Source organism: Photobacterium alginatilyticum (genome assembly GCF_009910675.1).
GTDB lineage: Bacteria > Pseudomonadota > Gammaproteobacteria > Enterobacterales > Vibrionaceae > Photobacterium > Photobacterium alginatilyticum.
Genome location: NZ_RSEJ01000001.1, coordinates 492,204 through 513,832, shown reverse-complemented (window position 1 = coordinate 513,832; position 21,629 = coordinate 492,204). Strand labels below are relative to the sequence as shown.

The following is a 21,629-nucleotide window of genomic DNA, read 5'->3' as shown; positions in this document are numbered from 1 at the left end:
TTAGTGCTTGGGAGTCAAGGTCGTCGTTTCATTGAGTATGTCGGCAAAATGATCAACAAAATACCGTCCCACCACCTTGCCTTCTCGGTAATCCACTTCTAGATCGTCTTTATCACTCAATAATGCCCGGCTGCGTAATGCTTTTTCCGGGGCTATCTGGATAACTTTCAGGCCATCTGGCGGATTAAGCAAAAAGCCATTAAGTTCATCATAAGAGCGGTAGTAACGGTTAAGCATCTCTATGATTTCTGCACTTTTACCTTTTCCAGTAATCGATAAGAATCGCTCTATATTGTCTGCTGACAATAATCGCCAATTACTGTTTCGAGGTGTAATGATTTGGCTGCTGTCATCGCCGGATTCAATCGATTCATTGCCAGAATCATCATCCGGTTTGTCATTCCACAACTTCCACTGTTCAAGCCGCTGGGTAAGATCACTTCTGATAGCTTTGACCCGATCAATCGACTGGTTCAGGCTCAGCCTGTCAATATAATCAGGCAGCACAGTTTCAATCTTTTCCCGCCAGTCATTAAAGGTACTAGTCTCTCCCTCCGGCACCTGTACCGGCTCAGTCCGGACCACCACCACCAAATCAGCGCCCCGTTGCCAGGCCTCTTTGACGGGTACAGCCGCACTTACCCCGCCATCTACCCATTCAAGATCACGTAAATTTACAGGCTGATTATAGATAACCGGAATGGCACAAGATGCGCGCAGCACTTCACGCCAGTCACTATTGTACATCGGCAGGTAGATATCCTGAAGCGTATCTTTGCGCGTTGCACAAGCCAACGCAAGTCGATGCCTGAGTACCTGCCGGGCGGTCTTAACATCAAGCTGCAATGAACCACCAGGCGCTACTGTTTCCAATGCCCAGTCCAGATTCATCGGCTTTTGCTTGCTCAGGTATTTATATAAGTTGAAGAACTCATTGTCAGTGGTGTAATCGACAATAAACTGATAACCAAACTTGTGTTGACGGCTTATAAACGAGGAAAGATTCAACGCACCAGCAGAAGTGCCGACATAAAGTTCAAACGGGTCAAACCCAGCTTCCAGAAAGGCGTCAAAAACCCCGGCGGTAAAGATACCCCGCTGCCCGCCTCCCTGAACGACTAAGGCAATTCTTTTCTTCCTGGCTCCAGAGAGCTGCGAGGAAAAAGTGTTAACAAGTTGTAGATCGGAATCACTTAAACTAAACGGCAGATGATTCACCATAATCTCCCCACATCAAAGAATACGAGAATTTACTGTCGACACTGTACTATCCTTAGTTTAACCGAAACGGAACACCACTCTTAAAATAGCTAATTTATTAACCTGTTACGCAGTAACTGAGACGATGCCGAAGCTCAACAATACCGTCATCACGACAGCAACAGTACAAAGCGCTAACTTTAGGTCGGTATCCATAATTATATCCCCACTCCCTATAATGTTTTAACATAGTTTTAACTCTAGTTTAGGGTGAGTTCAAGCTTATGACTAATTTAAAAGCATCATTTTCAGATTACTGTCACAATAAGTTATATGTTGAATCAGAGGAATAGAGTCAAAAAATGAAGCTATCAATAATTGCAACTCTCATTGGCGCAGTATTTGCCTCCTTCGTTTCAAGCTCAGCTTTCGCTGAAAATACCATTTACCTTACTCCCTATATCGGCTATAGCTTCTCAAACCAGATCACGGACGAAAACGGTATCGAGATCCGGCCGGAGAGTGATCCCCACACTGCAATCGCAATTGAAACCGATATGGATCTCGGGCGTGTCGGATTATTCGTTAGCCACCAGCCTAATGAATACAGAGATATCGAGGGTGATGGTTCATTTACATATGTACACCTTCAAAGCAGCCTTCGCTTTGACGCATTTACTCACTGGGACTCTTTTTTCGGCGCCAGCCTCGGCGCGACTATCGTTGATGCCGAATGGTCAAAAGACGATCTGCTGTTTTCTGCTGGCCTCCTGGGTGGCCTCGAATACCATATCAACAACAACACACGACTTGTTTTTGAGGCCCGGTGGCTTGCCAACCTCATAGATGGCGATACTTCTGCTGTCTGCCAGCTGCCAACGGGGGCACAAACCTGCCTAATCAGTATTGATTCGGAATGGCTTAGCCAGCTTCAAACAAATGTTGGTGTTACATTTTCTTTCTGAGTATTTGTTCTAAAGGCCGGATTATCTGGCCTTATAGAACCAGACAACCTTTAAGCGCTGTATTTTGATGATTTATCAGTCAATATCGTCAGCCAGAAAAAATAATATTTCACCCTACCCCACCTTCTAAATACAGTTATTTCCTCTACCTACCTATGAGAGTGCAGTAATCTTTGCGCGGCGTATCGCAGTTTGCACAAAAGTTAACACTAAAGCATCACACAATTAACAAACCTACAGTCTATTGCTTTACATATTTTCTATGGTTAATCTCAAGTTATTAACGTGGTCTTTCAATCCAGATCCCACGTTTCAGGAAGTAAAAATCTAGAATAATTCACTTTAAATTACTTGTTTCATAGAGTATTGCAGTACATAAGGAGATGTTTATGAAACGCGAACAATGGGGCTCTCGTGCAGGGTTTATCCTTGCAGCAGTAGGGTCTGCTATCGGCCTTGGGAACATTTGGCGTTTCCCCTATATGGCATACGAGAACGGCGGCGGCGCATTTTTTATTCCTTACCTTTTCGCCATGTTAACTGCCGGTATTCCATTTATGATTATGGAATTCAGTCTTGGTCATAAGCTTCGTGGTGCTGCACCCCGTGCCTTTTCTAAAATGGGCGGCAAGCTAGAGTGGCTGGGATGGTTCCAGGTGTTTATTGCCGCGATTATCGCTGTTTATTACGTTGCGGTTATCGGTTGGGCAATTTCTTACCTAAGCTTTTCCTTCAACCAGAGCTGGGGAAGCGATACCAATGCCTTCTTCTTCGGGGAATATCTAATGCTGGGTGATAACTCACCGAGCAAGCTGGGTAGCCTACAGATCCACATTGCTATTCCGATGGCAATTGCTTGGGCAATTACATTTGCAGCCATCTTTACCGGTGTAAAAGGCGGTATCGAGCGTGCAAGCAAGATCATGATGCCGTTACTATTCCTAATGGTTCTTGGCCTGATCACCCGTATCGTCTTTTTGCCTGGTGCTCTAGATGGTCTTAACTATCTATTCCAGCCTGATTTTAGCAAGATCCTGGATGCCAAGGTCTGGTCTGCAGCCTACGGTCAAATCTTCTTCACTCTGAGTGTCGGGTTTGCCATCATGATTGCATACTCTAGCTATCTGCCTGAAAAATCAGATATCAACAACAATGCCTTCATGACAGTTTTAATCAACTGTGGCTTCTCTATCACAGCAGGTGTTCTGATTTTCGGTGTACTAGGTTACATGGCACAAGAGCAGGCGAAACCGCTAACTGAAGTGGTCTCAGCAGGGGTGGGGCTGGCATTTGTCACCATTCCGGCAGCTATCAACCTGCTACCGGCTCCGTATATCCTTGGTCCACTGTTCTTCCTGGCGCTGGTTGTTGCAGGCTTGAGCTCTCATATCTCGATTATCGAGGCTGTCACCTCTGCCATCATTGACAAGCTGAACTGGTCACGCAAAAAAGCCGCTTCTATTGTCTGTGGTACCGGCTTCGTAGTATCAATGGCTTTCGCTACCAACGGCGGCCTGCTGCTACTGGACTTGGTCGATTACTTCATCAACAACGTAGCACTGCTAACAAGTTGTCTGATTGAACTGGCGGTTATTGGTTGGCTGTTCAAGGTTGCCGATGTTCGAAGCTATGTGAACAACATCTCTGAGTTCAGCATCGGCAAATGGTTCGAGGTCTGTATCCGCTTCCTGAGCCCTGCAATGCTGGCGGTTATTTTGGCAACGAACCTTGTCAACACATTCAACGACGGATACGGCGGCTATGCGATGTCTGATCTACTCGTACTGGGCTGGGGACTGGTGGCAGCAATGTTTGTTGTTGCGGTCATTATCAACCTGGCATCTAAACCACAATCTCATCAGGAGGCATAACTATGACATTCGGTGCAATCATCATGATGTTATTTGGTTTGGGCATCACATGGGGCGGAGCAGCATATTGCATCTCTGTTGCCATGAGAAAACAAAACCAGTAGCAGTATTCGCTTGATACAAACTTTATAGAGGCTCTTCGGAGCCTCTTTTATTTATCTGACTACCCTACCCTTTAACTGCCGCTTATTGTTAAACATCTCAATACAGTTCCGAGTTAAAAACTTTGCTAGCTGTGATTCATTCCTGTAAAGAATCCTTTTCCTTATCTCTATCATATCGTTACAATTGCACCCACAAGCAAATATAATTAACAAAGTCGCACTCAAGGAAAGGCAATGAAGTTATCTGCTATTTTACTCTCTCTCGCTCTACTCCCGTCGTCTGTGCTAGCGGCATCTACCAGTTGTGAAAGCGACAAGTACCATCAGTATGTCGATGCTTCCCTATCGTGGTATCAGAGCCTGGTTGAACTGGCCGTAAAGAAAGATCAAAACCTTGAAGACGTCGGTAAATGGTTCCTGGAAGGTCGCAAGCACCATTTTGAATTGAACAGAGAAGCCGTTGACTGGTATCTGGAAAACGACCAGCAGCAGCTGGATCTGAAACAACCCATCGAAGGCTGGCTAAAACTAACCCAGCAAGATGTTAAGAACCTTGCCCAACAAGATAATGAACTCGGCCGTTTTGCCAAGAAATCTTTCGATGATCGTCAAAGCAAGCCACACCCAAAAAACTATGCGCTACGCAGTGCATTTGCTGATTTGCTGACTCATCCGGGCAACATCGACAAACCGTTAAATGCTTACAATGAAAAAATGACGACCATTGCTGCCATTGAATGTAAGTAACCCTCTACGCTAATCACCGGGAGTTTGTCCTCTTCCCGGTGATACTCTCAGCGCCTTTTGAAAATATCGTAGCATACGATTCCTAATAGCAAATTTGTGATTTGACCTTTCAATGACATAGCGTATTCTAGATTGGCGTATAAGTGACTTTTTGTTAATAAAGTCATAACCTTAAATATCTTATGGCTTTGCAAGGAGCAATAAATGAAGCCTATAAAACTCTGCCTCGTTGCCGGTTTTGCCTCAACATCAGTCTTAGCCAATCAAGGACCTCCACAATGGTCACCGGGGTTTGGTGGTGACATTTCGATACTGGCGGGCTACACCAATACCACATCGCAATTTAACACGGACAATAGTGTCACGGCAGATCTGGACAGCAACGGTGAGTCACAGAGTGATGGCTTCGTTAGCCCGCTTGGAACAATTAGCTACACCATGGAGCAGGCGGACAAACAAATCTACTTTGGTACCAGCCGGTCCGATGTTGCTCTGGGACGTTTTCATGTCGAGCTAGGCTATCGACAACGTATTCCTGATAACGGGCAAATCAGTATCAGCTATGTGCCCGGCCTGCTCTCAAGTGATACGTGGGAAGATCCTTTCGTCACCAACAGCCCACGTACCGAAACCGACAGTACGATAAAAGGCGTACGTCTGCAGTATGATCGTATTCTCGGCTCTAACTTTTCTGTCGAGCTCTCAGGCGGCAAGCAGGAAATTGACTCAGAAAAAAGTGGTCAAACACTGACCTCTGAACAACAGGCACTGCTAGAGCGTGAAGGAGACATCCTGTTTACTCAGCTCAGCTACCTCAAGCCCATTAACCGGGAACAGATTTTCCGTACAGCGGTCAGTTACACGCGTCTTGCAGCCGATGGCGATGCCATGGCCAATGACACTTACGGCGCTGAGGTTGGTATCATTCAAATGTTACCAAGTTCGAGCCTGGCTTTGACTTTCAGCTATGATCTGGCTGATTTTGATGAAACTAACCCCGTATTCAATGAACGACAGAAAGATAACCGCTGGGGTGTATTTCTTGCCTACGAATACCAGGAACCATTTGGTTGGGAGAATTGGGGGCTCGTTTCTCTGGCAGGTTATAATGAGAGTAACTCCAACATTGACTTCTATGACGAAGACGCCTTGCTGATTAGTGCAGGTATTAATTATAAGTTCTGATGCGAACCCAAAATTGGTCAATTAAGGCCGATTTTTACCCCTGACTCTCTTATTACTGATAAGTTGAACAGAGAGCTGGCATCATTTTTTTCGGGACAAGCATGGCAAATTGCATTAAATTAGCAACAATTTGCCAACTTTCACCTTAAGTAACAGCTAAATATGGCAGTTGATAACAGACAAGCCGATGCTTCCGAAGAGTCGCTGCATCGCATATTTACCGTGCCGGAGGCACCCGATTCGACATTAGGCCGAATTGAGAAAGAGATATCGGAAAACCTCAATGCGTTTTTGCAGACGCACATTGCGGCCCGAGAAAAACCACTTGCAGAGATCGAGAAAGACTTCTTATCGGCTGATATACCGGAGAGCCCATCTTTCGTCTCTGAGCATACCCATTTTCTGCTCGACAAGCTCGTGGCACAGTCGGTACATACCTCTGCCCCAAGTTTTATTGGTCATATGACATCGGCGCTACCGTACTTTTTGATGCCGCTGTCTAAGATTATGATCGGGCTGAATCAGAATCTGGTAAAAATTGAAACCTCCAAAGCATTTACCCCACTGGAACGCCAGGTGCTGGGTATGCTTCATAACCTGATATTTAATGAGGAAGAGGCTTTCTACCAGCAGTGGATGCATAGCGCCAACCACTCTCTGGGTGCATTTTGTTCGGGCGGAACTGTTGCTAATATCACTGCCCTTTGGGTTGCACGCAACAATGCCCTCAAGCCTGACGGGGAATTTCGCGGAGTTGCTCAGGAAGGTCTTTTCCGAGCAATGAAACACTATGGTTATGATGATCTGGCGGTGTTGGTATCAGAGCGTGGCCACTATTCATTGAAAAAGGCCGCTGATGTCCTGGGTATCGGCCGAGAGAGCGTCGTCTCAATCAAGACCGATGACAATAACCGGGTTTGCCTTGATGAGCTAAACAAAACACTCGACTCACTCAAAGCGCGTAACATCAAGCCCTTTGCCATCGTCGGCGTCGCCGGTACGACGGAAACAGGCAATATCGATCCGCTTGAGCAACTTGCTGATATCGCCGAGCAACACGGTTGCCATTTCCATGTCGATGCCGCCTGGGGTGGTGCAACCCTGATGTCAAACAAGTACCGACCGCTCCTCAAGGGCATTGAGCGCGCAGATTCGGTAACGATTGACGCCCATAAACAGCTTTATGTCCCTATGGGCGCTGGCATGGTCATATTCAAGAACCCTGCGCTGATGACCGCTATCGAACACCATGCCGAGTATATCCTGCGTAAAGGCTCAAAAGACCTTGGTAGCCATACCCTGGAAGGTTCTCGAAGCGGAATGGCAATGCTGTTGTTTGCCAGCATGAACATCATTAGTCGCCCTGGCTATGAGATGCTGATAAACAACAGCATCGAAAAGGCCAAGTACTTTGCCCAACTCATCGAGTCGAATCCAGATTTCGAGCTGATTTCAGAACCCGAGTTGTGTCTACTGACCTACCGTTATGTTCCTGAAGCCACCCAGCGAGCGCTTAAAATCGCCACGCCGGCGCAAAAAGAAGAACTACTGGACGCACTGAACGATCTCACCAAGTTCATTCAGAAAAAACAGCGTGAATCAGGTAAGTCATTTGTCTCGCGTACTCGCCTGACTCCGGCGAAGTGGGGCAGGAAGATCACGACGGTACTTCGAGTTGTCCTCGCCAACCCGTTGACTACAGATAAAATTTTGAACGATGTGCTTTGCGAGCAACAGACGCTTGCAGCTGAAAGCGAATTTAGTTTTCCAAAAATTATCTCACTGACTAAGACCATTTTAGACAAACAATAACGGCTTCCGAAATTGCTAAAAGAGAGATATAAAATAGCCAGGAAATAACGCCTGGCTATTTTTTTATTAATGCCGAATGCTCACTTTTTAACCACTCAATCGTCTAAAATTCACCCAACCCAATCTATCGACAACAGTTCGCAACTCACGATATAAACGGCTACCAGTCAAATAAGTGAAAAACTCGACATTTATTTCTATGTGTAACATATAAATTTATTTAAAAAACACACGGCTTGCATATTGATTTTTAAAATTTAAACCGTTGTGACATCAACACTTTCAATAAAAACCACAATTAGTTCACAACCTGCTTGTTAATAACAATTAACAACCATTGACCAAGATCAATAAAAGCACCTTTATTAAGCCAATAAAAAAGCCGATATACTGTGTATATCGGCTTTTATATTTCAAATTGTTTCAGCCTGCCGGAATAATAATTTGAATATTCATTCGACAATCATGACTGATTTAGTCACCGGCAAACATATAACCTTCACCGTGGACTGTGACAAAGATTTGCGGATTTTTGGGGTCAATTTCCATCTTGGATCGCATTCGTCTAATCAGTACATCAATGGTGCGATCATTGGGGGCCTCGACGCGATGACTGAGCATATTCAGAATACGTTCGCGGCTAAGAACCACATTAGGATGGGAAGAAAATGCAACCAAAAGTTCGTACTCAGCCTTAGTGAGTTTAACAGGCACACCATTATGGGTCAGTGCTCGTTTGTTAATATCGAACTGCCAGTCACCAAAACGAATGATACTGTCTTCCTGCATTTCAACCATGGTTTCATCGCGCGCTTTTTCTACTAAAGATATGCGCCACAACAAGTTTTTCACTCGTACAAGCAACTCGCGTAATTCGAAAGGCTTGGTAACGTAATCATCAGCGCCCATTTCCAAACCGACGATACGATCAATACTGTCGGTACGTCCGGTAACCAAAATGATACCGACTTCTGAACGGCTTCTCAGCTCACGGGTTAATAACAGGCCATCTTCACCTGGCAAGTTAATATCAAGCATCACCAGGTCAATTTTCTCGCTCACCATGATCTCACGCATTTGATCACCGCTCTCGGCCTGGCTTACTTTGTAACCTTCATTTTCAAAATACCCGACAAGCTTAGTGCGGGTAACAATCTCATCTTCTACAACAAGTACGTGATGACTCATTTTTATCTCTTTATTTATTTCGGCAGTCTTTAAAACGGTAGCACAATACGCGGTTATTAACAATTTGTCATAAAGCCGACTATCCTGTTAACCGCCACCCATATCCTTATTCATATCGCGGAATTAAGATTAAACCATAAAAAATTATACGTCACCGTTATTTACGGCAGACACTCATTCTTTTATGGAATCTTCCACTATGAAAAAACTTTGGCAAAAGTTGATTAAACCAAGCAGCAAGTATCCAATTCTTGCACTGGTTTTAGTCGGTATCGGTATTACACTTGCGGGCACTTTTGTTGTCCACAAGGGCTTTCAAGTCACTTCGACTATCGAATTCTGTACCTCTTGCCACACCATGCAGCAGAACTACGACGAATACAAAGAAACCGTTCACTTCAAAAATGCTTCTGGTGTACAGGCAATCTGTGTTGACTGTCACCAACCGAAAGACTTCCCGGGCAAAGTATTCCGCAAGCTCGAAGCAGCCAAAGATCTCTACCACCACTTCGTGACAGGTAAGATTGATACCCCTGAGAAATTCGAAGATCACCGCCTCGAAATGGCCCAGGCGGTATGGGATCGAATGAGTGGACAGAAATCCAAAACCTGTAAGAGTTGTCACTCTTACGACGATATGGATCACAGCAAGCAGTCTGCAAAAGCAGCAATGGAAATGAAAAAAGCCGCTGCTGCCGACATGAACTGTATTGAGTGTCACAAAGGTATCGCCCACGAACTACCGAACATGGCTGGCGGTTTCCAGAAAGACTTCCAGGAGCTTCAGGCGACAGCAAACGCACAAGGTGGCGCATCCGAGACATTGTACTCGCTGGGTGAGAAAGACCTGTACGCTTCTGCCGATGCTAACGGCAAAGCCGAAGGTAAACTGCTTCCTGCATCGGAAGTGACAGTACTTGAGCGCCAGGACAACATGCTGAAAATCAAGGTTGACGGCTGGCTTGAAAAATCTGGCAAGGGCCGCGTAATGACCGAATACATGGGCAAGCGCGTCTTCAAGGCCACCATCCGCGGCGATGTTAAAGCCACTCAGCAGCTGATTGAAGAGCAAACTGACAGCGCTACTGACATTGAATGGCAGCACGTATCGGTGGAAGCCTGGATCACAGCTGAAGACATGATCGACAACATCCAGCCAATCTGGAACTACGCAGAAGACATGTACGGCTCAACATGCAATGCCTGCCACGCAGCTCCAGACCCTGCACACTTCACAGCTAACGGCTGGATCTCTGGCCTGAATGCAATGAGTGCCTATTACCGCCTTAGTAAAACCGAAGAGCGTACTCTGTTGAAGTATCTGCAGAACCACGGTAAAGACACCGGCGGCGCTGGCGCGCACTAATTCCTGATGCGCGGTGGGTAACACTATCCCACCGCCTTTCGAAAAAGAATTTTAATTTAAGGATTTAACTATGGCGACTCAAATTCTAAGTAAAGGCGTTTCTCGCCGTCGCTTCCTGTCCGGTATGGTTGCAGCAAGTGCTGCCACTGTGGTTGGCACAAGCCTGCTTGCTCCACGCAAAGCCATGGCTGCAACTGACACTAAAGCAACATTCACCGGAGACGTACTTTCAGGCTCTCACTGGGGTGCATTCCGTGCAAAAGTTGAGAATGGCGTCTGGGTTGATACTGTTCCGTTCGAGAAAGACAAGCACCCGACAACCATGATCAACGGTGTCCGCGAAGTTGTTTACAACCCGGCTCGTGTCAAATATCCAATGGTGCGTATCGACTGGCTGAAGCACGGCTATAAGTCAGATACGACCCAGCGTGGTGACAACCGTTTCGTGCGCGTGCCATGGTCTCAGGCGCTTGACTTCTTCTATCATGAAATGGAGCGTGTCCAGAACTCCTACGGCCCTAGCGCACTTTACGCGGGTCACACAGGTTGGCAGTCAGTAGGTAAACTGCACTCTGCCGGGACCATGATGAGCCGCGCTATCGGTCTTCACGGTACTTACCTGGGTAAAATGGGTGACTACTCAACAGGTGCGGCGCAGGTTGTCCTGCCGTACGTTGCCGGTGCGATGGAAGTATACGAGCAGCAGACATCATGGCCGCTGGTCCTTGAGCACTCTGACACCATTGTTATCTGGGGCTCGGATCCGGTCAAAAACCTACAGGTTGGCTGGCTGGTACCGGACCACAGTCCGTATGCCTACTACCATCAGCTTGCCGAGAAAGTGAAGAACAACGAGATCAAGGTGATCTACATTGATCCAGTTCGTTCTGATACTCAGAAACTTGTCGGCGGTGAGCAGGTGCCTGTTAACCCGCAGACGGACGTTCCGCTAATGCTGGCTATCGCTCATACTCTTTACAGCGAGAACCTGTACAACAAAGACTTTATCGCTGACTACACGACAGGTTTCGACAAGTTCGTTCCGTACCTGACAGGCGAGAAAGACGGTGTCGAGAAAACACCGGAATGGGCAGAAAAAATCTGTGGCATCAAGGCCGACGAGATTCGTGCCCTTGCTCGCCAGATGGCTTCCGGCCGTACGCAGATCATCGGCGGCTGGTGTCTACAGCGAATGCAGCACGGTGAGCAGTACGCGTGGATGCTGGTTGTTATTGCTGCCATGCTTGGTCAGATTGGTCTGCCTGGCGGTGGTTTCGGCTTTGGCTGGCACTATAACGATGCTGGCTCGACAACGTCAAACGGTCCGTTGATGTCTGGCTTTAGCGGTGTGACTGGCGTTGATCCTATCCACAACGGTTCATTCAAAGGCTACTCGACCTACATCCCTGTCGCGCGCTTCGTTGACTGTATTGAAAATCCAGGCAAGACCATTCAATGGAACGGCCACGATGTGAAGTACCCTGAAATGAAGATGGCGGTCTTCTGTGGTAACAACCCGTTCCATCACCACCAGGATCGCAACAAGATGATCAAGGTGTGGCGCAAGCTTGAAACGGTTGTGTCTGTTGATCACCAGTGGACGGCAACCTGTCGTTTTGCCGATATCGTTCTGCCAGCAACAACAACGCACGAACGTAACGACATCGAACAGTACGGTAACCACTCGAACGCAGGTGTGATTGCCCTGCCGAAAGTTGTCGAGCCTATGTTCGAAGCCAAAGACGACTTTGATATCTTCCGTGAACTGTGCCGTCGCTACGACCGCGAAGAAGCGTTCACTGGCGGTAAAACGCAAATGGAATGGATCGAGCACATCTACAACGGCGCTCGCCTGCAGGGCCGCGGCCTTGGCGTGCGTATGCCAAACTTCAAGAAGTTCTGGGAAGGCGAAGGTTTTGTCGAATTCCCGGCTGGTAAAGAGTGGGTTCGCCACGAGTCTTTCCGTAAGGAACCGGATCTTGAGCCACTAGGTACAGCCTCTGGTCTGATCGAAATCTACTGTAAGACCATTGCCGATATGGGCTATGACGACTGTCAGGGACACCCTATGTGGTTTGAAAAGAACGAGCGCAGCCACGGCGGTCCGCGTTCTAACAAGTTCCCGATCAACTTGCAAAGTACGCACCCGAAACACCGCCTGCACTCGCAGCTGTGTTCATCAACCGATCACCGCGCAACGTATTCTGTTGCTGACCGTGAACCGATCTACATCAACACGGTAGATGCAAAAGCACGTGGTATTAAGTCTGGTGATATTGTTCGCGTATTTAACGATCGCGGCCAGGTGCTTGCCGGTGCTGTTGTTACCGATGACTACAAGTCGGGTGTTTGCCGTATTCACGAAGGTGCTTGGTACAGCCCTCTGGAAGGTGGCAAGCCGGGTACAATCTGCACCTACGGTGATCCAAACGTTCTGACTCAGGATGTGGGTTCATCTAAACTGGCACAGGCTACATCAGCGGCATCTGCGCTGGTCGATATCGAAAAATATACCGGTAAGGTACCGGCTGTCACCGGCTTCAACGGCCCGGAAGAAGTAACGGACATTAACCCGTTATTCCCGGCTATGGACCTGGCGTAAGCTGACTTTGGCTGCCGGGGGCTAATTGCCCCCGGAGCCTATTATGTTTACGGGAATAGCCCCGTTTTCATTACCTTTTATACCTATAAAGAACCTATTCACATATAATCATTCAGTAAGTTAATGTTCTATCTGAATATGTTTTATGCAAACCGGCGGGATCATAATTTAAACCTTATAAGCCGGAACGCTTTACTCTGGAGTGCCCATGCAAGAGTTTATTGCTTTCAACGAACAACGTGCAGAAATTTACTGGTGGATGTCTTCTCTTCTATCTCGTGAACTCACACAAGAAGATATCACTGAATATCATGGCGGAGAGATGTACACATTCTTGTCTGGCCTTGGTATGACACCGGAGCTGAAACAACCTGTCGAAGCATTTCGTGATGCTTTGAAAAAGCTAGAATCCCGAGAAGATGCGCAACTTGAGCTGGCAGCAGATTTCTGTGGCTTGTTCCTGAGTACACCTAAAAACGGTGCCCTGCCCTACGCGTCGATGTATGTGGGCGAAAGTGGCCTTCTGAATGACAAACCAGCGCAGGATATGAACAAGCTGATGGCTGACTACAATATTGCCCAGCGTAAGGAGTTCAACGAACCCGCCGACCATATTGCCGTCGAGTTAGACTTCATGGGCAACCTTATTATTCTGGCCAACCAGCAGGAAGACGAGAAAAAAGCCGAAGATGTCATGCAGGCACAGCATCAGTTCCTTGAAACCATGTTGCTGAACTGGTTACCAGCCTTTAGCCAGGCATGTAGCGCTCGAGATAAATTTGGTTTTTATGCTGCAGCAGTCAATCTGCTGTTGGCATTCTGTAAATTAGATACCGCTTTCCTGGCGGGAGAAGAACAATAATCCAATCAGCCCATCACCAAGGCTGAAATCACTATCTCATGTTGCCGGCAGATGGATTGCCGGCTTTTTTCTGCCTGTTTCACTTCACGCGGCTTCCCGCTTCCCGTTCAGCTAGCGCACAGCTTTCATGACATTTAACTGACATTTCTCGCTCTGCGCTCCGTTAAATTAAGGACATACAGACAACAAAGAGATATCAGTAATGCATAATATCAATACGATTACGAAACCATCCCCTGTCATGAAGAGCTGGTTTGTTAAAATGTCTTTGCCTCTGGTACTTTTATCCATGATGCTGCTGGCCCCGCAAGTAAATGCCAGCAATGTATCAGCTGACTCACCGGCAGCTCAAAAAGAGACGGTGAACAGAATTAACGCCATACAGCGTGATCTTACCAGTATCAGGCAGCAAACTCTGCAGGAAAACCCAGAGCTTGCCGAACAGGCCAAACAGCTTGAACATGACTTTAAGAAAAAAGCCGATGAAATTGGTTATGAGCCAGAAGAGTTCATTACCAAGGCCCAGGAAATCCAGGAACAGGTACGAGATACTTCGCTCAGTGAAAAGGAGCGCAGCGAACTTATCCAGGAATTTGCCGCCGCCAAGCAAAAAATGGCCGAACAGCGCAAGGCTATTCTTGACGACAAAGAACTAATGGCTAAGCAAGATCAACTACAGGAAGACATGCTAGTCGCCATGAAGGCGCAAGATCCGAAAACAGAACAGCTTGTCGAAGAACTCAACACGCTCGTAAGAGCCATTCAGTAGTGCAACACACTCTGAACCGGTAAAAACGAAGCAACCTGTCAGTTTTAATCCCTTGTTCTGACAGGTTGCTTTCATTTTCTGATACTCGGCAATTCAAAACCCAATCATACCAGCCACCAAAAGCCCTAACTCAGTAGTTCAAGGATCCTTTGCCCTTCAAAAGCAAGTTGAATACCCGAGGACACCCCCATCTTCTTGAATAAGTTATGGCGATGAATTTCGGCTGTTCGTAATGCAATACACAATTCATCAGCAATAACTTTATTAGTTTTGCCCTGAATAATGAGTGGAACAAGATCTTTTTCTCGCTCTGTCAAGGTAGCAACTTTCGCTTTCAAATCGTCGTTACTCTGTCTTGACATTGAAAGGTTAAGGGCCAAATCCTGTGCCTGCGTAACCGCATTGCAAAGCTCCTCGCCATTAACAGGCTTTTGCAGTAAATCATTGGCTCCACGTTTAAACGCAAGTTTAGTAATTTCCACATTGGCATGTCCGGTAAGAAATACAATAACCAAACATGTTTGATGTTCACAGAGTGTTTTTTGCAACTCCAGACCGTCAATACCTGGCATATTAATGTCTAACAGCACGACACCGGGATTAGCCGTATCAACTTGGCTTAAAAAACTCTCGGCATCCGAAAACGTAAATACATCCAACCCTTCCCCTTCCAATAACCAGGATACCGAATCGATTATGGCGATATCATCGTCGACCAAATAAACCGGGCAAGACATAATTATTCCTCTTCTACTGTTAGTGGCAAGGTGATATGAAAACGAGTCCCCAGTGCTTGTTGGTACGCGCTGATAGTGCCATTATGCGACTCGATGATCCGCTTACATATCACCATCCCAAGCCCTAACCCTTCAGGCTTGCTGCTTTGGAAAGGCATGAATAACTGTTTTAGTTGTGCATCAGAAATACCACAGCCACTATCTGAAAGCTCAATAGTTAAGACCTGTTCATCATCATCAACACGTATAGCAATCTCCTTTTGGCTATTAGAAGAAACTTTTAGCGCATCAATACTATTTTGAATAAGGTTGGCAATAACCTGCTGGATCAGTACGGGATCGATATAGATACACGTATCACAAATATCCGTGTTAATTTGAATATGCTGACGTTTAAGAGTGTGCTGAAAAGTCAGCAATGTGTTGTTAATCAATGACCTAATTGAAACGTTTTTTTTGTCATGACTATGGATTTTCATAAAGTTGCGCATTCGCTGAATGATTTCACTAGCATTCAGTGTCTGTTGTTCAATCTTTTCTAGCGCTAGCAATAGTTCCTGCTGGTTGAGCTTTGAGCGTTCGACTCTCCGTCTACAGCCGGTGGCATAGGTACTGATTGCCATTAATGGCTGATTTAGCTCATGGGCCACACCCGAGGCCAATTCGCCACTCAATAAGATACGCTGCGCCTTAAAGAGTTGATTTGTCTCTCTCTCTAACTGGTCAGTTGTCTGCTTGTGTTGCTCAATCTCCTCGCGAAGCTGGGCTGACCGAACATGGACAAGGTAGTTAACACGCAGGTGATAGCAGACAAACAGTAATAGCAAACCAATAGAAACCATGAACCAGCCTCGATATTCCATCCAGATGCGGGTCAAATACGAAGGCTGGATACTCAGTCCAATCTCATCCATCAACTGGTAGATCGCGCTGTCATCAATAGGCACAGACCAGCCACCATAGAGTCCAGAAACAGCTATTTGGCTTGTCGGAGGTATCGTGAGCAGAATTCTGGCAATATGGTTAGCATAGTCTGCCGGAACGTGCTTCATACGCGCCAGTGTCCAGTTTGGATAGAGCTGACTGGATGTATGGCAAGTAAATGCCGATTCTGGAACCTGCCGGCGCACCACTTTTAATGCATTCGCGGGAATAGTGCCATCCCGAACTTTCCTTTCTAACAGGCAAGTCGGTGCAATAGCAAAATCAGCCTCACCCTTTAGTACCTCAGTTAACAAATTCTGCTGTGGGTATCCAATAAATGACAGTTTCTTTAAATCCCCCTGCTCAACCCCCTCAGACATAAACTCCCTGAGCATAACTTTAAAGCCGCCAAAAGCATTCTCGCTGACCGACACAATGGAGCGATTACGTAATGCTTTGAGAGTTACAATTTCCGGCTCGTCTGCCCTAGCTATCAGAGCGGAACCGATAGCATGTTTAGCATCACCATGGAACGGATTTAGGTTGAGCATTTTCACTGCCTGGTGATTGTACTTATACATCAGGAATTGAATGCCGTTGGTTAGGGTGAAATCAATAAGACCACTACTTACCAGGTTATCTAAAGTCGGAATGTCAGCAGGAACTATCACAAAGTGATAATCCGGTAGTGCATAGTTGAGGTAGTCAATAGTCGGCTGCCAGCGCGTTAACGTATAGGCAGGCCCGTTAAATGCGAGCACACCAATTCTGACCAGTTTCTGCTCGGCAAAAGTCGAAAAACTGAGAAACAAGCTCACTGCGAATATCAGAAGGTTTGTTTTCAATGGCGTAGCCTTAGCAAGCGGTTGTTCAAATCTGTGTTTAGCCTCTCATATTGATAGAAAGCTTTTTTGCTGTAGATCAATCATCAAAGGGAACTGCGGTTTACCACTATAGAGGTACTCGCAGCCGCTGCGCACAATGCTCCATATCTTATTGAGAACAACAGTACGCAGCAATGTACATGGAGCAAAAGTTATGTCTGAAAGTAATTCACGTCGTAGTTTCTTAAAACTGGGTTTAGGTGCAGCAGCCATAGCCCCGGTATCAGCGCTTGGCCTTTCATCAGCAGCTTTTGCTGCCACTAATCCTAACGACATCCAGTGGGATGACGAGATGGATGTGCTAGTCATTGGCTCTGGCATGGCCGGAATGATTGCTGCTATTCGCGCAGCAGAAACCGATGCAAGCGCAAAAGTTGTTGTAGCGGATAAAATGTCACGGCTGGGCGGTTCATCGCTGATCTCTGGCCTGAACATGGCTGTGGTCGGTTCTGATCTACAGCAAAACATCGGTGTTACCGATGATTCGTGGGAGTTGCTACTAAAAGATATTGAACGAGAGGCAAAAGGCTACAACCACCGAGAACTAACCGAAGTAGCAGCAAAAGGAACGTTAAAACTGTATAACTTCCTTAAAGAGCATGGTGTGAAATATGACATGTCGATTGGTGGCGGAACGGGTGTTAAAAAGCTTGGCGGTCACTCAAAAGCTCGTTGCGTCTGGCCCCAGGGTGGTGGCACCGAGGTTATCAAAAAGCTACAAGGGTACTGTAGTAGTCAATTGACCAATGTTGAGATACGCAAAAAAATCCTTCTTGACGAGATCCTGCGAAATGGTGAAGGCCGGGTCATTGGCGTAAAAGTCCGTGAGAAATATCGCTTTAGCAGAAAACATGACGATCTGGGCGACAACGACAACCCGACCATCAATAGCTCGGGCAAGGTGAAATACTACAAAGTTAAACGTGGCCTGGTCATGGCAACAGGCGGTTATAACCAAGACCGTAAGTTCCGTGGAGATGAAGTCGGTACTATGTACAATGCCGCGTCAACCACCCAACCTGGAGCTACGGGGGGTGCAATCAAAGCGATGATCATGGCCGGATTTAAACCAATCCATATGACCCTGTTCCGTTTTGCTTTCCCTATTCCAACCGAGGACATTCGATGGGGAATCCTGGTAAATCCTCGCACCGGTGAACGTTTCGTTGATGAGTACAACAACAATGACCGTCAAGCTATTGGTATGGCTATTTTGGAAGAACGCCGCCACATTGATGGTGAGCACACAGTGCTGATTTATGATCAGAAAGGTGCTGAGCATTACCATGACCAACAGCGATTCCACCTGTCTCTTGATGGCAAAAACGGTATAAACGGTACTATCTGGAAGTTCGATACTTTAGAAGCGCTGGCTGATAATTTCAAAATGGATACCAAGCTGCTTAAAGCCAATATTGACAAATACAACAAAAACATGGCAATGGATCAGGACGAATACCATAAGCCAAAAGGCGTGTTAAAAGAAGCCTCTTCTATCTCTCAGCCACCTTTCTACGCAATGCAACTTAACCCTCGCTACAACTATGCGCAAGGAGGAGCAATGATCACTCCGAAAGCAGAAGCGGTTGATGTGGTAACGGGTAAACCGATCGAAGGGGCATTCGTTTGTGGAGAAGCATCTGCTGGTACCTACGGCTATATCCGCTTAACGGCATGCTCAACAATCGATTGCGGGACATTCGGTATGGTTGCTGGTGAAAACGCAGCAAAAACGACACCGTGGGCATAAGCCTAAAACTGGGTGGTGAAAGCCACCCTTCATCCGAAAAAGTATTGCTTATGAAAACCATCCTTACTGCAATGTTAACGTTACTGCTTACAGTAACGGCTTCTTGGGTGTACGCCGATGCTAAACCAGACGGGAAATCATTGGCTGATGAGTACACCTTAAAACCCCATCATCAGAAACTGAAGTTTGACTGTGTTATGTGCCATCAGGGAAATGATCCTGAAGCGTTTGAACCGTTGGAAACAGAAAGCTGCCTGTCATGCCATGGCAGCGCAAAGATAGTGGCCGATCGTCTTCAGTTTATGGATCCCAATCACACTAACCCGCACAACTCTTTTCACGACGGGCTATCACTGGATTGCTATGAGTGCCACGCCGAGCACGAACCATCTACCAACCTTTGCGCCGATTGTCACACCACCACCTCGTGGATGGGCAAGGTGCCATAAGGAGATACTATGAATAGAAAGTGGTTTATTGTGATCCTGCTGGCTATAGGTGGATTACTTGGTACGGGCGCCAGCCTTGTTACAGCTGAAATCGCCCACAGTACAGGTGATGCGGCTTTTTGCGGTTCCTGTCATTCAATGGAACCAATGGCGAATACCTTCAAGCTTGATGTTCACGGAGGTAACAACAACCATGGGTTTGTAGCGCAATGTGTTGACTGCCACCTTCCGCAAGACTCAGTTTTCGGTTACATGGTGGATAAAACTAAACACGGCATCAACGATGTCTTTGTCGAAAACTTCACTAATACGGATGAGATTGACTGGATAGCTCGCAGGGAGGAACGAGAGCGGTTTGTATTTGACAGTGGCTGCTTAAACTGTCACCAAGCGTTATTAGACAGACAAGAAGCTGAAAACCCCAAATCGTTGCAAACACATGCTCACTATAAAAATCAGTTAGCATCAGGGGATCCTATCCAGTGTGTCTCTTGTCACGTTACCGTTGGGCATAATGGAATGCTAAGAAGTGAACTGAACAAGCGCTATCCCGAATACTCTTTTGAGTCCAAATAACCTGATATAAGCCGCCATATATTCTTCTATGGCGGCTTTTTACGCTACGCTAACGCGGCGTGATGGTATACAACCGATCTGCACTATCGTTAACTTGATAGCCGTAAGCCAGAATCTGGTCTCGAATACTATCTGCCTCATCATATCGGCCTTGTTGCTTCAAACTCTGTCGCTGCTCAGCAAGGCGTTGTACCTCATCAGGGATAGTCACCCGCACGACCTTACCAAGATCCAGACCGAAGATTTGATCGAAATAGAGCAACGTTGACTTTTTATCTGCCGGCTCGATTTCACTCTCTATCACTTTCCAAACCAGGGCGAGTGCCTGCGGCATATTTAAATCACGGTTGATATACCCGAGAAATTCCGCTTTGAACTGGCTATCGATATTGCCACCAGCAGGCAGGCTTGTGATTTTATCCCTTAGTCGACGGAGTGTCTTTTGGGCACCCGCCAGCCCCTCCCATGAAAAACTCAAGTGACTGCGATAGTGGCTGGTAAGCGTTAGGTAACGATAGGCCAGCGGTTCATAGCCGTGTTCTATCAGACTCTCCAGACGCAGAGATACCCCGGACTTGGAGATCTTCTCATTGTTAATATTCAAGAAGTAACCGTGCATCCAATAATTTGCCTGCACCTTGCCATTTTTAGCCTGGCACTGAGCGATTTCATTGGTGTGATGGACCGGAATATGGTCTTCACCACCAATATGGATATCGAACGTTTCTCCAAGGTATTTCTCGGCCATCGCTGAACATTCAATATGCCAACCAGGAAAACCTATACCCCACGGACTTTGCCACTCCATTTGCCGCTTCTGCCCGCCACTGAACTTCCATAAGGCAAAGTCCGTCGGATGCCTTTTCTCGGCCATATCAACGCGTATACCCGCCAGCAGCCCTTGCTTGTCTAATCGGGCAAGCTTACCGTAATCAGGCAATTTTTCTGTATCGAAATAGATGCCGTCACTGGTTTGATAGGTATAGCCTTTCTCTTCCAGTGACTGAATAAAAGATATTTGCTCTTGAATATGCTCTGTTGCCCGGCAGGTAATAGAAGGTTTTAGAATATTAAGCCGTTCCAAGTCAGCTAAGAAGGCACTTTCAAAGAAGGTAGCAATCTCCCACGCCGACTTGTGCTGGATACGCGCTCCTTTTTCCATCTTATCTTCGCCGCTGTCTCCATCGGACACGAGGTGTCCAACATCGGTGATGTTCATGACATGGTTTACCTGATAGCCGTTCAGTTGTAACACGCGCTTTAAAGTATCCACGAACAAATAGGTACGCAAGTTACCGACATGGGCGTAGTCATAAACGGTCGGGCCACACGCATAAAGACCAACTCTGAGCGGTCCTATCGAATCAAACGGCATCAGTTGCCGGCTCAGGGTGTTATAAAACTGCAGTGTCGTTTGTGTCATCGTTCATTTCCTTATAAATACAAAAAGGCCGCGGATGTAAACATCAACGGCCTGGGAGATAGTGCGATATATTCGTTAGCTGATAGCTTTTCTAGATAATAGACTTGCTAGATGATAGCTACACGAAAGCGGCCGTAAATTAAGTATTTACAGCAACAACATAGAGGGTAAGCAAGCGTAGTCATAATAGTTTCAAGTTAAAATAGCTAATATTC

19 protein-coding genes are annotated in these 21,629 nt (G+C 46.6%); 13 read left to right on the top strand and 6 right to left on the bottom strand.

Features of this window, described 5'->3' with window-relative positions; genetic code table 11:
• Positions 1-1,221, bottom strand: a complete 1,221-nt coding sequence (locus tag EIZ48_RS02115; RefSeq protein ID WP_192928426.1) for a patatin-like phospholipase family protein — start codon at positions 1,219-1,221, stop codon at positions 1-3.
• 105 nt (positions 1,222-1,326) lie between these two features.
• On the bottom strand, positions 1,327-1,416 hold the full coding sequence (gene cydH, locus EIZ48_RS02110) for a cytochrome bd-I oxidase subunit CydH (RefSeq protein ID WP_160648457.1): 90 nt from the start codon (positions 1,414-1,416) through the stop codon (positions 1,327-1,329).
• Between the two features lie 146 nt (positions 1,417-1,562).
• Here cydH and EIZ48_RS02105 point away from each other — a divergent pair, with 146 nt between their 5' ends.
• The 6 genes from EIZ48_RS02105 to panP all read left to right on the top strand — a co-directional run bounded on the left by EIZ48_RS02105 (position 1,563) and on the right by panP (position 7,884).
• The gene (locus EIZ48_RS02105; protein ID WP_192928425.1) at positions 1,563-2,165 is read left to right on the top strand and encodes a hypothetical protein; all 603 of its coding nucleotides are present in this window, start codon (positions 1,563-1,565) and stop codon (positions 2,163-2,165) included.
• Positions 2,166-2,554: 389 nt separating this feature from the next.
• Positions 2,555-4,036, top strand: coding sequence for a sodium-dependent transporter (locus EIZ48_RS02100; protein WP_075767784.1), 1,482 nt, complete (start codon positions 2,555-2,557; stop codon positions 4,034-4,036).
• A 2-nt stretch (positions 4,037-4,038) separates the two neighbouring features.
• A complete protein-coding gene (locus EIZ48_RS02095) occupies positions 4,039-4,140 on the top strand; it encodes a MetS family NSS transporter small subunit (RefSeq protein ID WP_139310521.1) in 102 nt (33 codons plus the stop codon).
• 234 nt (positions 4,141-4,374) lie between these two features.
• Positions 4,375-4,887 (top strand): hypothetical protein, encoded by a 513-nt coding sequence (locus EIZ48_RS02090; RefSeq protein ID WP_160648456.1) that lies wholly within the window; start codon positions 4,375-4,377, stop codon positions 4,885-4,887.
• Positions 4,888-5,091: 204 nt separating this feature from the next.
• Positions 5,092-6,072 (top strand): DUF2860 domain-containing protein, encoded by a 981-nt coding sequence (locus EIZ48_RS02085; protein ID WP_160648455.1) that lies wholly within the window; start codon positions 5,092-5,094, stop codon positions 6,070-6,072.
• Positions 6,073-6,234: 162 nt separating this feature from the next.
• Positions 6,235-7,884, top strand: coding sequence for a pyridoxal-dependent aspartate 1-decarboxylase PanP (gene panP, locus EIZ48_RS02080; RefSeq protein WP_160648454.1), 1,650 nt, complete (start codon positions 6,235-6,237; stop codon positions 7,882-7,884).
• Between the two features lie 474 nt (positions 7,885-8,358).
• Here panP and torR read toward each other — a convergent pair whose 3' ends face one another.
• Entirely contained in the window at positions 8,359-9,072 is a 714-nt protein-coding gene (torR, locus tag EIZ48_RS02075; RefSeq protein WP_160648453.1) for a two-component system response regulator TorR, read from the bottom strand.
• Between the two features lie 199 nt (positions 9,073-9,271).
• On the opposite strand from torR, the gene torC reads away from it, so the two are divergent.
• From torC to EIZ48_RS02055, 4 genes are all read left to right on the top strand, one after another.
• Positions 9,272-10,438, top strand: coding sequence for a pentaheme c-type cytochrome TorC (torC, locus tag EIZ48_RS02070; RefSeq protein WP_160648452.1), 1,167 nt, complete (start codon positions 9,272-9,274; stop codon positions 10,436-10,438).
• A gap of 70 nt (positions 10,439-10,508) precedes the next feature.
• The gene (torA, locus tag EIZ48_RS02065; RefSeq protein WP_160648451.1) at positions 10,509-13,040 is read left to right on the top strand and encodes a trimethylamine-N-oxide reductase TorA; all 2,532 of its coding nucleotides are present in this window, start codon (positions 10,509-10,511) and stop codon (positions 13,038-13,040) included.
• 208 nt (positions 13,041-13,248) lie between these two features.
• Positions 13,249-13,902 (top strand): molecular chaperone TorD, encoded by a 654-nt coding sequence (gene torD, locus EIZ48_RS02060; RefSeq protein WP_160648450.1) that lies wholly within the window; start codon positions 13,249-13,251, stop codon positions 13,900-13,902.
• Between the two features lie 202 nt (positions 13,903-14,104).
• A complete protein-coding gene (locus EIZ48_RS02055; protein ID WP_160648449.1) occupies positions 14,105-14,671 on the top strand; it encodes a hypothetical protein in 567 nt (188 codons plus the stop codon).
• Positions 14,672-14,796: 125 nt separating this feature from the next.
• Here EIZ48_RS02055 and EIZ48_RS02050 read toward each other — a convergent pair whose 3' ends face one another.
• On the bottom strand, positions 14,797-15,408 hold the full coding sequence (locus EIZ48_RS02050; protein ID WP_160648448.1) for a response regulator transcription factor: 612 nt from the start codon (positions 15,406-15,408) through the stop codon (positions 14,797-14,799).
• Between the two features lie 2 nt (positions 15,409-15,410).
• Complete coding sequence (locus EIZ48_RS02045) at positions 15,411-17,177, bottom strand: sensor histidine kinase (protein ID WP_160648447.1); 1,767 nt, start codon at positions 17,175-17,177, stop codon at positions 15,411-15,413.
• A 193-nt stretch (positions 17,178-17,370) separates the two neighbouring features.
• Here EIZ48_RS02045 and EIZ48_RS02040 point away from each other — a divergent pair, with 193 nt between their 5' ends.
• The 3 genes from EIZ48_RS02040 to EIZ48_RS02030 are packed head-to-tail and all read left to right on the top strand — an operon-like array spanning position 17,371 to position 19,991.
• Positions 17,371-18,966 carry an FAD-dependent oxidoreductase gene (locus EIZ48_RS02040; RefSeq protein ID WP_160648446.1) on the top strand — a complete coding sequence of 532 codons (1,596 nt, stop codon included), beginning with the start codon at positions 17,371-17,373 and terminating at the stop codon, positions 18,964-18,966.
• A gap of 50 nt (positions 18,967-19,016) precedes the next feature.
• Positions 19,017-19,415 (top strand): cytochrome c3 family protein, encoded by a 399-nt coding sequence (locus EIZ48_RS02035; protein ID WP_160648445.1) that lies wholly within the window; start codon positions 19,017-19,019, stop codon positions 19,413-19,415.
• 9 nt (positions 19,416-19,424) lie between these two features.
• Positions 19,425-19,991 (top strand): cytochrome c3 family protein, encoded by a 567-nt coding sequence (locus tag EIZ48_RS02030; RefSeq protein WP_160648444.1) that lies wholly within the window; start codon positions 19,425-19,427, stop codon positions 19,989-19,991.
• Between the two features lie 49 nt (positions 19,992-20,040).
• Here EIZ48_RS02030 and cysS read toward each other — a convergent pair whose 3' ends face one another.
• On the bottom strand, positions 20,041-21,414 hold the full coding sequence (gene cysS / locus EIZ48_RS02025) for a cysteine--tRNA ligase (RefSeq protein WP_160648443.1): 1,374 nt from the start codon (positions 21,412-21,414) through the stop codon (positions 20,041-20,043).
• Positions 21,415-21,629 lie beyond the last annotated feature (215 nt).

Bases quoted from the DNA above. Each gene is read 5' to 3' on its own strand.
- EIZ48_RS02030 (WP_160648444.1), top strand. From the start codon at position 19,425: ATGAATAGAAAGTGGTTTATTGTGATCCTGCTGGCTATAGGTGGATTA.
- EIZ48_RS02035 (WP_160648445.1), top strand. From the start codon at position 19,017: ATGAAAACCATCCTTACTGCAATGTTAACGTTACTGCTTACAGTAACG.
- cydH (WP_160648457.1), bottom strand. From the start codon at position 1,416: ATGGATACCGACCTAAAGTTAGCGCTTTGTACTGTTGCTGTCGTGATG.
- EIZ48_RS02100 (WP_075767784.1), top strand. From the start codon at position 2,555: ATGAAACGCGAACAATGGGGCTCTCGTGCAGGGTTTATCCTTGCAGCA.
- EIZ48_RS02090 (WP_160648456.1), top strand. From the start codon at position 4,375: ATGAAGTTATCTGCTATTTTACTCTCTCTCGCTCTACTCCCGTCGTCT.
- EIZ48_RS02055 (WP_160648449.1), top strand. From the start codon at position 14,105: ATGCATAATATCAATACGATTACGAAACCATCCCCTGTCATGAAGAGC.
- EIZ48_RS02040 (WP_160648446.1), top strand. From the start codon at position 17,371: ATGTCTGAAAGTAATTCACGTCGTAGTTTCTTAAAACTGGGTTTAGGT.
- EIZ48_RS02095 (WP_139310521.1), top strand. From the start codon at position 4,039: ATGACATTCGGTGCAATCATCATGATGTTATTTGGTTTGGGCATCACA.
- EIZ48_RS02115 (WP_192928426.1), bottom strand. From the start codon at position 1,221: ATGGTGAATCATCTGCCGTTTAGTTTAAGTGATTCCGATCTACAACTT.
- EIZ48_RS02050 (WP_160648448.1), bottom strand. From the start codon at position 15,408: ATGTCTTGCCCGGTTTATTTGGTCGACGATGATATCGCCATAATCGAT.
- torR (WP_160648453.1), bottom strand. From the start codon at position 9,072: ATGAGTCATCACGTACTTGTTGTAGAAGATGAGATTGTTACCCGCACT.
- torA (WP_160648451.1), top strand. From the start codon at position 10,509: ATGGCGACTCAAATTCTAAGTAAAGGCGTTTCTCGCCGTCGCTTCCTG.
- torC (WP_160648452.1), top strand. From the start codon at position 9,272: ATGAAAAAACTTTGGCAAAAGTTGATTAAACCAAGCAGCAAGTATCCA.
- EIZ48_RS02105 (WP_192928425.1), top strand. From the start codon at position 1,563: ATGAAGCTATCAATAATTGCAACTCTCATTGGCGCAGTATTTGCCTCC.
- cysS (WP_160648443.1), bottom strand. From the start codon at position 21,414: ATGACACAAACGACACTGCAGTTTTATAACACCCTGAGCCGGCAACTG.
- EIZ48_RS02085 (WP_160648455.1), top strand. From the start codon at position 5,092: ATGAAGCCTATAAAACTCTGCCTCGTTGCCGGTTTTGCCTCAACATCA.
- torD (WP_160648450.1), top strand. From the start codon at position 13,249: ATGCAAGAGTTTATTGCTTTCAACGAACAACGTGCAGAAATTTACTGG.
- panP (WP_160648454.1), top strand. From the start codon at position 6,235: ATGGCAGTTGATAACAGACAAGCCGATGCTTCCGAAGAGTCGCTGCAT.